Source organism: Alistipes sp. UBA6068, assembly GCF_949428155.1.
GTDB lineage: Bacteria > Bacteroidota > Bacteroidia > Bacteroidales > Rikenellaceae > Alistipes > Alistipes muris.
The window spans coordinates 40,481-54,069 of sequence record NZ_CASQFS010000002.1; the positions used below are offsets into that span (position 1 = coordinate 40,481).

At 59.0% G+C, this 13,589-nt stretch carries 14 protein-coding genes; 10 read left to right on the forward strand and 4 right to left on the reverse strand.

All coding sequences use genetic code 11. From position 1 onward, the window contains the following. Positions 1 to 4 precede the first annotated feature (4 nt). From QVG21_RS01640 to QVG21_RS01660, 5 genes are all read left to right on the forward strand, one after another. Positions 5 to 1,879 (forward strand): BatD family protein, encoded by a 1,875-nt coding sequence (locus QVG21_RS01640; RefSeq protein ID WP_287921490.1) that lies wholly within the window; start codon positions 5 to 7, stop codon positions 1,877 to 1,879. A gap of 8 nt (positions 1,880 to 1,887) precedes the next feature. Next, positions 1,888 to 2,703, forward strand: a complete 816-nt coding sequence (locus QVG21_RS01645; RefSeq protein WP_287921492.1) for a tetratricopeptide repeat protein — start codon at positions 1,888 to 1,890, stop codon at positions 2,701 to 2,703. Position 2,704: 1 nt separating this feature from the next. After that, the gene (gene recR / locus QVG21_RS01650; protein ID WP_287921494.1) at positions 2,705 to 3,301 is read left to right on the forward strand and encodes a recombination mediator RecR; all 597 of its coding nucleotides are present in this window, start codon (positions 2,705 to 2,707) and stop codon (positions 3,299 to 3,301) included. A 44-nt stretch (positions 3,302 to 3,345) separates the two neighbouring features. Next, the gene (locus QVG21_RS01655; protein WP_287921496.1) at positions 3,346 to 4,344 is read left to right on the forward strand and encodes a malate dehydrogenase; all 999 of its coding nucleotides are present in this window, start codon (positions 3,346 to 3,348) and stop codon (positions 4,342 to 4,344) included. A 96-nt stretch (positions 4,345 to 4,440) separates the two neighbouring features. Then, a complete protein-coding gene (locus tag QVG21_RS01660) occupies positions 4,441 to 5,157 on the forward strand; it encodes a DUF5039 family protein (protein ID WP_287921497.1) in 717 nt (238 codons plus the stop codon). A gap of 108 nt (positions 5,158 to 5,265) precedes the next feature. On the opposite strand, the gene QVG21_RS01665 is transcribed toward QVG21_RS01660, so the two are convergent. Then, positions 5,266 to 5,715, reverse strand: a complete 450-nt coding sequence (locus tag QVG21_RS01665) for an META domain-containing protein (protein ID WP_287921500.1) — start codon at positions 5,713 to 5,715, stop codon at positions 5,266 to 5,268. 92 nt (positions 5,716 to 5,807) lie between these two features. Here QVG21_RS01665 and QVG21_RS01670 point away from each other — a divergent pair, with 92 nt between their 5' ends. The 3 genes from QVG21_RS01670 (at position 5,808) to QVG21_RS01680 (ending at position 9,329) form a co-directional block, all read left to right on the forward strand. Continuing rightward, positions 5,808 to 6,182 carry a RidA family protein gene (locus tag QVG21_RS01670; RefSeq protein WP_287921503.1) on the forward strand — a complete coding sequence of 125 codons (375 nt, stop codon included), beginning with the start codon at positions 5,808 to 5,810 and terminating at the stop codon, positions 6,180 to 6,182. Between the two features lie 13 nt (positions 6,183 to 6,195). Next, positions 6,196 to 6,585, forward strand: coding sequence for a hypothetical protein (locus QVG21_RS01675; protein WP_287921505.1), 390 nt, complete (start codon positions 6,196 to 6,198; stop codon positions 6,583 to 6,585). Between the two features lie 191 nt (positions 6,586 to 6,776). Further along, a complete protein-coding gene (locus tag QVG21_RS01680; RefSeq protein WP_287921506.1) occupies positions 6,777 to 9,329 on the forward strand; it encodes an adenosylcobalamin-dependent ribonucleoside-diphosphate reductase in 2,553 nt (850 codons plus the stop codon). Between the two features lie 65 nt (positions 9,330 to 9,394). Here QVG21_RS01680 and QVG21_RS01685 read toward each other — a convergent pair whose 3' ends face one another. After that, the gene (locus tag QVG21_RS01685) at positions 9,395 to 9,667 is read right to left on the reverse strand and encodes a DciA family protein (RefSeq protein WP_321571042.1); all 273 of its coding nucleotides are present in this window, start codon (positions 9,665 to 9,667) and stop codon (positions 9,395 to 9,397) included. 14 nt (positions 9,668 to 9,681) lie between these two features. Then, positions 9,682 to 10,806, reverse strand: coding sequence for a DNA replication/repair protein RecF (recF, locus tag QVG21_RS01690; RefSeq protein ID WP_287921509.1), 1,125 nt, complete (start codon positions 10,804 to 10,806; stop codon positions 9,682 to 9,684). A gap of 143 nt (positions 10,807 to 10,949) precedes the next feature. Between recF and QVG21_RS01695 the strand changes: the two genes are divergently transcribed. Then, on the forward strand, positions 10,950 to 11,633 hold the full coding sequence (locus tag QVG21_RS01695) for a tetratricopeptide repeat protein (RefSeq protein WP_287921511.1): 684 nt from the start codon (positions 10,950 to 10,952) through the stop codon (positions 11,631 to 11,633). Between the two features lie 7 nt (positions 11,634 to 11,640). Beyond that, the gene (ribH, locus tag QVG21_RS01700; RefSeq protein ID WP_251214004.1) at positions 11,641 to 12,171 is read left to right on the forward strand and encodes a 6,7-dimethyl-8-ribityllumazine synthase; all 531 of its coding nucleotides are present in this window, start codon (positions 11,641 to 11,643) and stop codon (positions 12,169 to 12,171) included. A gap of 65 nt (positions 12,172 to 12,236) precedes the next feature. On the opposite strand, the gene QVG21_RS01705 is transcribed toward ribH, so the two are convergent. After that, the gene (locus tag QVG21_RS01705; RefSeq protein WP_287921515.1) at positions 12,237 to 13,583 is read right to left on the reverse strand and encodes a sodium-dependent transporter; all 1,347 of its coding nucleotides are present in this window, start codon (positions 13,581 to 13,583) and stop codon (positions 12,237 to 12,239) included. Positions 13,584 to 13,589 lie beyond the last annotated feature (6 nt).

A 13,589-nucleotide genomic window follows, 5' to 3' on the forward strand; every position in this document is an offset into this window, starting at 1 on the left:
TTCGATGAAAGGTTTTATTGCTAAGTTTCTGTGCGCGGCGTTCTGCGCGGTCGCTGCCCTGCCCGTCTTCGGGGCGGACAAGGTCGCGTTCGAGGTCTCCGCACCCTTGACGGTGGCCGTCGGCGAGGCGTTCCGCGTGGAGTTCGCGCTCAACGCCAATCCCGACAAGGATTCGTTCGTCGCCCCGTCGTTCGAGGGTTTCGACGTGCTGGCGGGTCCTGCCGTGTCGAAAGGGTCGTCGATCCAGATTGTCAACGGGTCGATGACCAAGAGCGTCAATTACACCATTACGTTCGTTCTCTTGCCGCAGTCGGCGGGCAATGTCACCGTCGGTCCCGCTGAAATCGCCGTCGACGGTACGGCTTACCGTACCCGGCCTTTGGCCATCGAGGTCGTCAGCGAGCCGGGCGGAGGTTCCGGCGCGGCACAGCCCGATGCCGATGCTTCCGCAGGGCGGCAGTCTCCGCAGCAGAGCGCCGAAAGCGCCGCCCGGCAGCAGATTGCCAAGGACGATATTTTGTTGCGGGCCATCGTTTCGCGGACTTCGGTTTACAAGGGCGAGCCTTTGCGCGTCACGTTCAAGCTCTACGAGCGCGTCACCGTGGTGGGTTATCAGGATGTCCGGTTCCCGTCGTTCAACGGGTTCTGGGCCCAGGAGCTCAATACCGACAACGCACGGCGGCAGCGCGAGACTTTCAACGGCAAGGTTTACGAAACGTTGGTCGCCCGCGAGTTCCTGCTCTACCCCCAGCAGGCCGGGACGCTCACCATCGACCCGGCCGAGTTGACCGCCATGGCGCAAGTCGTCGTTCAGAGCCGTCATGTCGATCCTTTCTTCGGCGGCGGGCACGACATCTACAACGTGCCGCGCAAGGTGCAGAGCCAGCGCGTCAGCGTGACTGTCAAGCCCTTGCCCGCAGGGGCTCCCGCCAGCTTCAGCGGCGCCGTGGGTCATTTCAGCATGGAGACCGAGTTCCCCGACGCGCGGCTGGCGGCCAATTCCGCCGCTACGTGCCAGGTCCGGATTTCGGGTTCGGGCAACCTCACCTTCGTGCAGGCGCCCAAGCTCTCGCTGCCCGGTTCGTTCGAGCAGTACAACGTCAAGACCACCGAGTCCATCAACCCGTCGGCGGCCGGGATTTCCGGTTACCGGCAGTTCGACTATCCGTTCATCGCGCGGGCCGAGGGTACGTATGACATCGAGCCTGTCGAGTTCAGTTATTTCGACCCCTCGCGCATGGAGTACCGGACCTTGACATCCAAGCCGTTCACCCTCGAAGTCACGCCCGATGCCAACGGCGGCGGCGATGCCGTCGTCATGCAGGGCCGCGGCATGTCCAAGGAGGAGGTCCGGCTGTTGGGGCAGGATATCCGCTTCATCAAGCTGGGCGGTGCGCAGCTGCGTTCGCATCGGCAGCCGTTGCTTTTCAGCGGGCTTTATTGGGGCGTGCTCGCTTTCGTGTTGGTTTTCTTCGGAGCGGTTTATTTCGCCTTGCGCAAGCGTATCAAGGATTCGCAGAACGCGGTGCTCCTGCGGGGCCGGAGGGCCAGCAAAGTCGCCGTGCAGCGTTTCCGGGCTGCCCGTAAATACATGGAGCAGCAGGACCGCCATGCTTTCTACGAGGAGATGCTGCGGGCCTTGTGGGGTTATGTCAGCGACAAGCTCAATATTCCCGTGGCCAACCTCACCAAGGAGAATGTGCGCGAGGAGCTGCACAAGCGCGGGGTTCCGGCCGAGCAGTCGCAGCGTTTCACCTCCATCATCGCCCGCTGCGACGAGGCGCAGTATTCGCCCGCCGCTTCGGCCCGTATGAGCGACGTCTACGACGAGGGGGTCGACCTGGTTTCGCATATCGAGGCGATGGTCAAACGTAGATAGAAATGCGTATGAAACAGATTATATTGGTTTTGTGCCTTTTGGTGTCGGGCGTCGGCATGGTGTCGGCGCAGGATGTCCTGCCGCAGGAGACGGCCGACGTGCAGACGCAGGAGTCCGCGGCGGCCGATTCTCCCGAGCAGTTGTGGGACGCCGCCAACACGGCTTATATCAACGGCGATTTCCGCGCTGCGGCCACGGCTTACGAGCAGCTGCTCGCACAAGGGTTCGTCTCCGTCAAGCTCTATTACAACCTTGCTAACGCTTATTTCAAGGAAAACCGGTTGGGCAAGGCGATTCTGTTTTATCATCGGGCGCTCCGGCTGGCTCCCGGCAACGACGACAGCCGCTACAATCTGAGTGTCGCCGAGGCCCGCACGAAAGACAATATCGAGCGGATTCCCGAATTCTTCTTCGTCGGATGGATGCGCGGCGTGCGCCATACGATGGGCTGTGCGGCGTGGACCGTGCTTTCGCTCGTGCTGTTGGCCTGCGCGCTTGCGTTGTTCCTACTTTACCTGCTTGCGCCGCGGCTTTCGCTCCGCAAGACAGGGTTCTATGGAACGCTTGTTGCCGGATTGCTGTTCGTCTGCGCTACGTGGTTCGCCGCGGCCGACCGCCGCGAGATGCTCGACGATTCGCAGGCCGTGGTGACGGCCGCTTCGGTCGCCGTCAAGAGTTCGCCCGACAAGTCGGCGACCGATTTGTTCGTCTTGCACGAGGGGACGGTCGTGCGGATTGCCGACCGTCTCGGCGAGTGGTGCGAGGTCGTCATCGGCGACGGGAAGAAAGGGTGGTTGGAAGGCCGTAAAATCGAGGTCGTCTGATATGTCGAAGCTCTTGCAGGACGTGGTCGGCGAGTTGTCGAAACTGCCCGGAGTGGGGCGGCGCACCGCGTTGCGGCTGGCCATCCATATCTTGCGCATGGAGCCCGAATCGGTGGGCGACATGACCCACAGCATCGACCGTTTCCGGCGCGAGGTCCGGTATTGCAGCCGTTGCAACAACCTCTCCGACGAGGAGGTGTGCCCCATCTGCGCCGACCGCGAGCGCGACCGTTCGACGGTCTGCGTCGTGGAGCAGGTCGCCGACGTGCTCTCCATCGAGAACACCCACCAGTACAAAGGTCTGTACCATGTGTTGGGCGGCGTCATTTCGCCCATGCAGGGCATCGCGCCCTCCGACCTCAAAATCGACCTCTTGTGCGACCGTATCGCGCAGGGGGAAATCAAGGAGGTGATTCTGGCCATTTCCACTTCGGTAGAGGGAGAAACCACGCTTTTCTACCTGATGAGCCGCCTGAGGCATTACCCCGGGGTCAAAGTCACGTCCATCGCCCGGGGCATCGGTTTCGGCGACGAGCTGGAGTATGTCGACGAGCTCACCATTACCCACGCGCTCTTGAACCGCCGCGAAATAGAATGAATGCCGAGCGACAGCGAAGAATCTTACTTAATCATATAGTTACGATGGAATTTGTCACCAATGAAAAGCTCACGATCGTCGGCGCGGCCGGCATGATCGGTTCCAACATGGCACAGACCGCGCTGATGATGCGGCTGACGCCCAACATCTGCCTTTACGACCCCTTTGCGCCCGCGTTGGAGGGCGTTGTCGAGGAGCTGCGCCACTGCGCGTTCGAGGGGGTGAACCTCACCTGGACCTCCGACATCGGCGATGCGCTCACCGGGGCCTCCTACGTCGTTTCGTCGGGCGGCGCCGCCCGCAAGGCCGGCATGACACGCGAGGACCTTTTGAAAGGCAACGCCGAAATCGCAGCCCAGCTTGGTAAGGACATTCGGACTTATTGTCCCGACGTCAAGCATGTGGTCATCATCTTCAATCCCGCCGACATCACGGGTCTCGTTGCGTTGATTCACGGCGGTCTGCATCCGTCGCAGGTGTCGACCCTCGCGGCGCTCGATTCCACGCGTCTGCGTTCCGAGCTGGCCCAGTACTTCCATATTTCGCCCGACGAAATCCGCAACTGCCGCACTTATGGCGGTCACGGCGAGCAGATGGCCGTCTTCGCTTCCACCACGTTGGTGGCCGGGCGTCGGCTGTCGGAGCTCATCGGTCATGAAATGCCCGAGGACGACTGGCACGAGCTGCAGCAGCGCGTCATCCAGGGCGGCAAGCACATCATCGACTTGCGCGGCCGTTCGTCGTTCCAGAGCCCGGCTTACCTTTCGATTTGCATGATTGCCGCGGCCATGGGCGGCAAGGCGTTCACTTATCCCGCCGGGGTCTACGTCCACAACGACGAGTTCCGGCATATCCTCATGGCCATGGAGACTTCCATCGGTCCCAAGGGTGTCGAGTACAAGAACGTGCAGGGTACTCCCGAGGAGCACGCCAAGCTCACCGACAGCTACAACCACCTCTGCAAGCTCCGCGACGAGGTCATTTCGATGGGTATCATTCCGCCCGTCGACGAGTGGCACAAGGTCAATCCCCATCTGAAGTAGGGACCCGGGTTGAAAAAATCGTGCTTCGGAATTTCGGGCCGCGATTTTTTTATTGTAATTCTGGAAATTTCGCTTTTTTGTATAAAACCGTCAATTATGAAACGATGGATATTGATGTTCGTGGCGTCCGTGCTCTGCTGGGGTGCGGCCGACGCGGCGAAGCCCAAGAAGAAACAGCCCAGCGTTGAAGAGATGGAGCGCAGGCTGGAGACGCTCGATGCAGAGCTGGAGCGCTTGGCTATGGAATTGAACCGGAAAAAGTGGGAGTGTTACATGATTCTGGCCGAACGCGAGGGGCGGGTGGCCCGGCTTTCGGACTATCCGGGCGTGAATTTGCAGGCTATTCGCGACAGCGTTCCGCAGATCGAAGCCTTGTACGAACGTTATGAGGCGAGTTACAAGGCTTGGCAGGAGATTCTGCGCACGGCGCCCGAATATGAAAAGCTGCACGAGGAGTACCAATATGTGAAGAATCTGCCCAAGGATAATCCCCGGGTTGTGGAAAACAAGATGGGCTACGACCGCATGTACGACAGTTTGCGAACTCATAATCCGGAGTATCGGCCCGCGATAGCTGCCCGCGACAAAGCGCTTTTCGCCCGCGATATGGCCGTCTTGCGCTACGTGGTGGAGTGGTATCGGCAGCAAGGCCGCGAGATGCCTGTGCTGTCGGTCATTTCGAGGACGCAGATGGGTGCGATTCGCAACGAGTGCCCCGAAGTGGAGCGGATGGAGTCCGAATCGAGGGCTTTGCAGTCGGTGCGCTACGCTCTTTTCAAGCAGATTCAGGAGGCGCGCTACGGTTTGGAGTAAACGGGGAAATCCCGTATGTAGGAAAGCCGTCCCGATTTTTCGGGACGGCTTCGGTTTTGATGCGGGGACCTGCGGCTTTGAAAACAGCGGCGGCAAGCCGTTGTTTTGTTATTTTTCGTTGGGTTCGGGTACTGCCTGCAACACCGCCCGCAGTTCTCCGTTGCAGAGCAGCATCAGCATCGGCCCGTCCATGTCGTAGTGGGTCGTCGTTGTGAGCGCTTCTACGAATTTCTGTTCTTGTTCCAACCCGGGGCAGGCCATGCGGGTCGTGCGGAGCGGCCCGATTTTCAGTGCCCGGGTTTCGTCGGTCGCGTAGTCGCCCGACAGCCGGTTGCAGACTCCCGAGCCGCTTATCCGTCCCTCTTCGGGCGACAGCGTGACTGTGAAGGCGCCTTTTTCGGGCGGTACGTTCTGCCCGTAAAGTTGGACCAGCTGCCACGCAGTTCCCGTCAGCGGGCGGCGGTATTTCTTCTGATAGGCGCGGCAGTGGCACTCTCTGGTGTGGCTGCATCCGGCAGCCAGCGACGCCAGCAGAACCAGCGCAAGCATTCTTTTCATCGTTGCAGCGTTCGTTTATGCAGCAAATATACGGAATATTTCATACCTTTGTTTCCGTGTCTTTCCGAACGTTCAAAAACCAATATACCTTTATGAAAAAGATCATCGCTTCGCCTTTGGCGCCCAAAGCCGTGGGGCCTTATTCGCAGGCCGTCGAGGCCAACGGCGCACTCTATGTTTCGGGACAGCTGCCCGTCGACGGTGCCACGGGTGCGATGGCCGCGGACATTGCGGCCCAGACCCGGCAATCGCTCACGAACCTGGGCCATATCCTCGCCGAGGCAGGTTACGGGTTCGGCGACGTGGTCAAAACCACCGTGCTGTTGCAGCATATCTCCGACTTCGCCGCCATGAACGCCGTCTATGCCGAGTTCTTCACCGAGCGGATGCCTGCCCGCATCTGCTTCGAGGTCGCCGCGCTTCCGATGGGCGCTTTGGTCGAAATCGACGCCGTGGCCGTCAGATAAAACTAATTTTTAAATGAGAAAAATGAAAAATCTACTGATATTTATTGCTGGCGCAATAACAGGTGCTGTTCTTATTATCTTGTTTTCTCTTTTTATATCGACTGCTAATAATCAAGGTATTACTATGTTTGACGAACCGGGGGATTATATTCAAGGGAATCGATTCCAAGTGCTTCAAGAAGTATCTCCCGGAGCAGCTCTCGCACATGCAGAAGATAAGAAATATGGAATATCTTCATTTACCGGAGTTCTCGTTTTATTTGTAAATGATGAAGGGAAACGTTATTATGATGAAGAAATAATCAAAGTTCCCCAAGGAAAACGAGTACGGCAAATAGGAATTTATAAATATGAAAGTAAAGCCGAAATCGCCAAAACGGTTCCGGTAGTTTGTATTGAATAAATACGCCTTTGCAAAAACATCTGCATAAAGACAGCCGCGGTGTGTTTCAGTGAGTTGAAATGTGCTACGCCTTTTTTGTAGATATTTTGTGGATAATTCGGGTGGCCGGAATTGGTTTTTTCGGCCGCAATGCGCCATCTTTGCAGAACCGGGTTTTCGGAAGAAACGATTAAAATATTGATATAGATACCATGTCCAAAAACATTCAGTCCCCGACGCCGCAGAAGGTCGACTACAACGACGCCGTCGCCGAATCGAAGGTCTATTTCGACGGCGACGATTTGGCCGCTACGGTGTGGGTCAGCAAGTACGCGCTCAAGGATTCGTTCGGCAACATCTACGAGAAGTCGCCCCGGCAGATGCACGAGCGCATCGCCCGCGAAATCGAGCGTATCGAGAAGAAGTATCCCAATCCCATGTCGGCCGACGAGGTCTTCGCCTTGCTCGACCACTTCCGCTACGTCATTCCGCAGGGCGGTCCCATGACCGGTATCGGCAACGATTTCCAGGTTGCGTCGCTCTCCAACTGCTTCGTCATCGGCCATAAGAATCCCGCCGATTCCTACGGCGGTATCTTCCGCATGGACGAGGAGCAGGTGCAGCTCATGAAGCGGCGCGGCGGCGTGGGCCACGACCTTTCGCACATCCGGCCCACGGGCAGCCCCGTGCTCAATTCGGCCCTCACTTCCACCGGTATCGTGCCTTTCATGGAACGCTATTCCAACTCCACGCGCGAGGTGGCGCAGGACGGCCGCCGCGGGGCGTTGATGCTTTCGCTTTCCATCAAGCACCCCGACGCCGAGCGGTTCATCGACGCCAAGGTCGATACGGGCAAGGTCACGGGCGCCAACGTCTCCATCAAGATCGACGACGAGTTCATGCGCGCCGCCATCGCCGGGAAGAAGTACCACCAGCAGTTCCCCATCCACGCCGAGAAGCCCCGTTACGAGCAGCAGATCGACGCCCGGAAGTTGTGGGAGAAGATTATCCACAACGCATGGAAGTCGGCCGAGCCCGGCGTGCTGTTTTGGGATACCATCATCCGCGAGAGCGTGCCCGATTGTTATGCCGACGAAGGTTTCGTCACCGTGTCGACCAATCCGTGCGGCGAGATTCCGTTGTGTCCCTACGATTCGTGCCGTTTGTTGGCGCTGAACCTGCTCAGTTACGTCGACGAGCCTTTCACCAAGAAGGCTAAGTTCAACTTCGCCAAGTTCAAGCAGCATGTCGCCAAGGCCATGCGCATGATGGACGACATCATCGACCTGGAGTTGGAGAAAGTCGAGCTTATCATCGAGAAAATCGCCGCCGACCCGGAGGATGAGGACGTGCGCCGCGTCGAGTTGGAGCTGTGGAAGAAAATCCGCACCATGGCGCTCAAGGGGCGCCGTACCGGGTTGGGCATCACGGCCGAGGGCGACATGCTCGCGGCGCTCGGTCTGCGTTACGGTTCGGAGGAGGCCATCGCCTTTGCCGTCGAGGTGCAGAAAACGCTGGCCGTCGAGGCTTACCGCGCATCGGTCAAGATGGCCGGAGAGCGTGGCCCGTTCGCCGTCTACGATGCCGCCAAGGAGAAGAACAACCCCATGATTGCCCGCATCCGCGAGGCCGACCCCGAGCTTTACGCCGAGATGGTCGACAAGGGGCGCCGCAACATCGCCATGCTGACCATCGCTCCTACGGGTACCACGTCGCTCATGTCGCAGACCACTTCCGGCATCGAGCCCGTGTTCCGCACCGTCTACAAGCGGCGCCGCAAGATCAATCCCTCGGACCACGACACGCACGTCGATTTCGAGGACGAGACCGGCGAAAAGTTCCAGGAGTACAACGTCTACCACCACAATTTCGTCAAGTGGCTCGAAGCCAACGGCTACGACACCTCGAAGCTCGCTTCCATTTCCGACAGCGAGTTGCAGAAGTGGGTCGAGGCATCGCCTTACCACAAGGCCACGGCCAACGACATCGACTGGGTGGCCAAGGTCAAGATGCAGGGCGCCATCCAGAAGTGGGTCGACCATTCGATTTCCGTCACGGTCAACCTGCCCAACAATGTCTCCGAGGCGTTGGTTGCCGACGTCTACCGGACCGCGTGGGAGTGCGGCTGCAAGGGCGTCACCGTCTACCGCGACGGATGCCGCGAGGGCGTGCTGATTGAGAAAGGAGCCAAGTCCAAGCGCAAGTGCGAGGAGCACCCCGGACAGGCGCCCAAGCGTCCCAAGTCGATTCCCGCCGACATCGTGCGGTTCAAGAACGGTTCCGAGGATTGGATTGCGTTCGTCGGTTTGCAGGACGGCCGGCCTTACGAGGTCTTCACCGGCAAGATCGAGGAGGACGCCATGTACATTCCGCGTAAGATTACCAAGGGTTTCATCATCAAGGTGCGCGAGGAGGACGGTTCCAAGCGCTACGACTTCCAGTATAAGGACCGTTACGGCTACACCAACACCATCGGCGGCATCTCGCGTCTCTTCGACGAGGAGTTCTGGAATTACGCCAAGCTCATTTCGGGGGTTCTGCGTCACGGCATGCCCATCGAGAAAACCGTGTCGCTCATCGAGTCGCTGCACCTCGACAGCGAGTCCATCAATACGTGGAAAACAGGCGTATGCCGCGCAATCAAGCAGTATATCGCCGACGGTACCAAGTCCAAGGGCAAGTGTCCCTCCTGCGGGCAGGAGAATATGGCTTACCAGAACGGGTGTCTCACCTGCATGTCGTGCGGTTATTCCAAGTGCGGTTGATGCCGCTTGCTGCCGGATTATGAAAAAGGGGCTGTCTGACAAATCGCAGACAGCCCCTTTTCGGGTCAGCGGATAATTACCGCATGGACAATCCGTATGCCCGAGCGGCGGTTGATTTCTTCTTGCAGGGCTTCGCGCTGGTAGAACAGTTCCTGCCGCAGGACGCTCGATTGGATGCGCACGTGCAGGATGTGCCTTTCGAGCCGCAGTTCGGTCGTCAGGTCGGCGGTCCGGTCGCCCACGATGGCGCGCCAGGTATCGGGCAGTTTTCCCTCGGCTACCTTGGCCGCTATATGGGGGCGACGGAAGAATTCTTCCAGCAGGTCGCCCATCAGCATGGTTTTCGTGCGTCTCATGCTTCGTCGGGAGCTTCGTTCGTCGGGCCGTGTTCCGATGCGATTTCGCCGTTTGCTACGGTGAACAGCGCATATTCGCCGCCCGCTTCGTCGAGGATGGATTTCAGCCGCGTCGGGTTGCAGTCGGTGATGAATATCTGGCCGAACGCTTCGTCCGATACCAGACGGATAAGTTGTTCCACCCGTCCTGCGTCCAGCTTGTCGAACAGGTCGTCCAGCAGCAGAATCGGTTTTTCGCCGCACGCTTCGGCCACTACGGCGTATTGAGCCAGTTTGAGCGCAATAAGAAACGATTTCTGCTGCCCCTGCGAGCCGTATTTGCGCAGCGGATAGCCGCCGATGCGCAGCGTCAGGTCGTCGCGGTGGATGCCCGAGGTCGTGTATTCGTTCACCAGGTCTTTTTGGCGGGCCGCACGCAGGATTTCATCGAAAGGCCGTTCGCCGAGCTCCGATTTGTAGTGCAGTTCCACTTCTTCGCGGTCGCCCGAGAGGATGCGGTAGTACTCCGCCACTACGGGTTGCAGCCGTTCGGCAAAGGCTTGGCGCGCGGCGTGTATCTTCGTGCCGTAGTCGGTCAGCTGGTCGTCGTAAATCGCCAGCATCGTTTCGTCGGGCTGCATCTTCAGCAGTCGGTTGCGCTCGGCCAATACTGCGTTATAGCGCATGACGTTCGCCAGGTAGGGGCGGTCCAGTTGCGAGATGCAGGCGTTCAGGTAGCGGCGCCGTTCTTCGGCCGCATCGCTGATAAGCGCGTTGTCCGCAGGCGAAACGATGACCGCGGGCACCAGCCCCACATGGTCGGCCAGCCGTTCGTATTCCTTGCCGTTGCGTTTGAGCACCTTGCCTCCCTTGCGTGTGAAAGAGCAGACGATGCGTTCGTTCTTCTCCTCGTCCGAGACGTACTGGCCCTCGACCAGGAAGCCCTCTTCGCCGTGCCGGATGCTCTGCGTGTCGGTCATCGGCAGTGACGACTTGCACATCGACAGGTAGTATATCGCATCCATTACGTTGGTCTTGCCTGCGCCGTTGTCGCCCACTAAGCAGTTCACCCCGCGGCAGAATTCCAGTTCCTGCCGGGCGATGTTCTTGAAGTGGAGCAACGATAGTTTTTTCAGACGCATGGGAATGGCGGTGTTTCGTGGGGCGAAGTTACAAAAAATCCCCGACACGGCCTTGTACATTGTGAATAGTTTCGTATCTTTGTCCGGATTGCTGCGGCCCGTCGCCGCTTCGCACGGATTACGAACTAACAATAGCATACATTATGGCAAATCAGCAGACTGCCGGGCAGGAATCGCTCGGCGAAGCAATGAACCGGACCGAGTTCTTCCTCGAGAAGCACGGCCGGACGATGTCTTATCTGATTCTCGCGCTGTTCGTCGTGGCGGCGCTGGTCTTCGGTTACCGGGCGCTTGTCGTCGCTCCGCGTGCCGAGAAGGCTGCGGCCTTGATCGCCGAGGCGCAGAACCGTTTCGAGCAGGAGACGCCCGATTACGAGCTGGCGCTTTTGGGCGATGACAGCGGCGCCGGATTCCTTGAGGTCATCGAGCGTTACGGGGCCACTCCGGCAGGCAACCTTGCCAAGCACTACGCCGGTATCTGCTACCTGCACATGGGCGATTTGGAGAACGCCGCCGCTTACCTGGCCAAGTTCTCGCCCGTCAAGGGGCTGCCCGGGCAAATCATCAACGCGCAGAATCTCGGTTTGCAGGGCGATGTCGCTGTCGAGCAGCAGGCCTATGCCAAGGCTGCCAAGCTGTTCGCCAAGGCCGCCAAGGCTTCGGACAACAATTTGACGGCACCCCTGTACCTCTACAAGCAGGCGTTGGCCGAGCAGGCTGCGGGCAACCGCACGCAGGCCGCCGCTCTTTGCGAGCGCATCTTGACCGATTATCCCATGTCCATGGAGGCCAGCCCGGCCGAGAAGCTGTTGGGCGGCGTAAACTGAACTGCGGATGGCAACCCGGAATCATAACCTTTCCAAATTCGACGCTCCGCTGCCGTCGGCCGCCGACATGCGCTTCGGCATCGTGGTGGCCGAATGGAACCGCGAGGTCACAGAGGCCTTGCTGGAAGGTGCTGTGCGTACCTTGCGGGCCGCCGGGTGTTCCGATCTGAACATTCAGATCAAGTACGTTCCCGGTACGTTCGAGTTGGCGTTGGGTGCCCAGTTCTTCGCCGAGTATACCGATGTCGACGCCGTCATCGTGCTCGGGTGCGTCGTGCAGGGCGATACGCGTCATTTCGATTTCATCTGCCAGGGCGTCACGCAGGGCATCACGCAGTTGCAGTTGCAGTGGAACATGCCCGTCGCGTTCGGCGTGCTGACTGTCAACGACATGCAGCAGGCCCTCGACCGTTGCGGCGGTCGTTTGGGCAACAAGGGCGACGAGGCCGCCGCTACGGCTATCAATATGGTGAAGTTGCAGGTCGAGATGGATGCCGCTTCGCCCGACCGCGAGCCCGACCGCCGCAACATCAATTAGACGGTCCGGATTTCCCAATTAAAAAAGAGTTGCCTGCTTACAGACAACTCTTTTTTGTGTTCGGCTCAGAATGCTCCCAAGTTATCCAGGAAGACAAGCAGCAGTACCGCCGGGCAGAGATAGCGCAGCAGGAAAACGAAGACTTCCCGGATGCGGAACGGCAAGTGTCCGTCGTTGGTGACCTGTGCTTCGAGCACTTTGCGATCGAGCCGCCAGCCGACAAATATGCAGGTAAAGAATCCGCCTGCCGGGAGCAGGATGTTGGCCGTCAGATAGTCCAGCGAATCGAAAAGGTTCAGCCCGCAGATTTTCCAGCCGTTCAGCACGCCCAGCGACAGCGATGCCAAGGCTGCCAATACCATCGTGGCTCCCGTCGTGGCCCATGCCGCGGCTTTGCGGCTCAGGTGCCATTCTTCGTGCATGTAGGCCGTAATGACTTCGTGCAGCGAAATCGTTGATGTGAGGGCCGCTACGACCAGCAGCAGGAAGAAAACCGATGACCAAACCATGCTCCACGGCATCCCGTTGAAGATTCCCGGCAGGGTGATGAATACCAGCGACGGCCCCGACGAGGGTTCGATGCCCACGCTGAAGACGGCCGGGAAGATGACGATTCCCGCCAGCAGAGCCACCAGCGTGTCCAGTATCGTCACGTTGAGGGCCGTGTGCCGCAGGTTGGTTTCGGGCTTGAAGTACGACGCATAGGTCACCATCGTTCCGATGCCGATGGAAAGCGAGAAGAACGCTTGTCCCAAGGCTGTCAGTACGGTTGCCGGGCCAATTTTCGAGAAGTCGGGTTTCAAGAAGAATTTCAGCCCCTCGGCTCCGTTGGGCATCAGCAGCGAGTGGATGGCCAGCGCAACCAAGATGACGAAAAGCAGCGGCATCAGTACCTTGGCCGAGCGCTCGATTCCCTTTTGTACTCCCAGCGCGATGATGAAGTGGGTCGCCAGGATGAACACCGATGTGTAGAGCAGCGGTCGCCACGGGCTGCCGATGAACCGCTCGAACATGGCCGTGTATTCTTCGGCCGTGGTGTAGCGGGCCAGTTCGCCCGTCACTGAGTGGACCATGTATTCCGCCGTCCAGCCCGAGACCACAAAATAAAAGCCCAGAATCAGGAATGCCGCCAGTACTCCGTTGTAGCCCAGGAAGCTCCATTTGCGGTCGAGTGCACGATAGGCGCCTACGGCGTTTTTGTGCGACGCGCGGCCTACCGAGAATTCGGCAATCATCAGCGGCAGTCCCATTATCAGTACGCACAGGATGTATATCGCCAGAAAGGTGCCGCCGCCGTTGTCTCCCGCTACGTAGGGAAAGCGCCAGATGTTGCCCAGCCCGACCGAGCTCCCCGCCGCAACCAGCACGGCGCTCAGTTTGCCGCCCAAGGTGGCCCGCTGCGTGTGTTTCATTCCGTT

Coding starts and splice junctions, on each gene's coding strand:
- QVG21_RS01640 (WP_287921490.1), top strand. CDS start 5: ATGAAAGGTTTTATTGCTAAGTTTCTGTGCGCGGCGTTCTGCGCGGTC.
- QVG21_RS01645 (WP_287921492.1), top strand. CDS start 1,888: ATGAAACAGATTATATTGGTTTTGTGCCTTTTGGTGTCGGGCGTCGGC.
- recR (WP_287921494.1), top strand. CDS start 2,705: ATGTCGAAGCTCTTGCAGGACGTGGTCGGCGAGTTGTCGAAACTGCCC.
- QVG21_RS01655 (WP_287921496.1), top strand. CDS start 3,346: ATGGAATTTGTCACCAATGAAAAGCTCACGATCGTCGGCGCGGCCGGC.
- QVG21_RS01660 (WP_287921497.1), top strand. CDS start 4,441: ATGAAACGATGGATATTGATGTTCGTGGCGTCCGTGCTCTGCTGGGGT.
- QVG21_RS01665 (WP_287921500.1), bottom strand. CDS start 5,715: ATGAAAAGAATGCTTGCGCTGGTTCTGCTGGCGTCGCTGGCTGCCGGA.
- QVG21_RS01670 (WP_287921503.1), top strand. CDS start 5,808: ATGAAAAAGATCATCGCTTCGCCTTTGGCGCCCAAAGCCGTGGGGCCT.
- QVG21_RS01675 (WP_287921505.1), top strand. CDS start 6,196: ATGAGAAAAATGAAAAATCTACTGATATTTATTGCTGGCGCAATAACA.
- QVG21_RS01680 (WP_287921506.1), top strand. CDS start 6,777: ATGTCCAAAAACATTCAGTCCCCGACGCCGCAGAAGGTCGACTACAAC.
- QVG21_RS01685 (WP_321571042.1), bottom strand. CDS start 9,667: ATGCTGATGGGCGACCTGCTGGAAGAATTCTTCCGTCGCCCCCATATA.
- recF (WP_287921509.1), bottom strand. CDS start 10,806: ATGCGTCTGAAAAAACTATCGTTGCTCCACTTCAAGAACATCGCCCGG.
- QVG21_RS01695 (WP_287921511.1), top strand. CDS start 10,950: ATGGCAAATCAGCAGACTGCCGGGCAGGAATCGCTCGGCGAAGCAATG.
- ribH (WP_251214004.1), top strand. CDS start 11,641: ATGGCAACCCGGAATCATAACCTTTCCAAATTCGACGCTCCGCTGCCG.
- QVG21_RS01705 (WP_287921515.1), bottom strand. CDS start 13,583: ATGAAACACACGCAGCGGGCCACCTTGGGCGGCAAACTGAGCGCCGTG.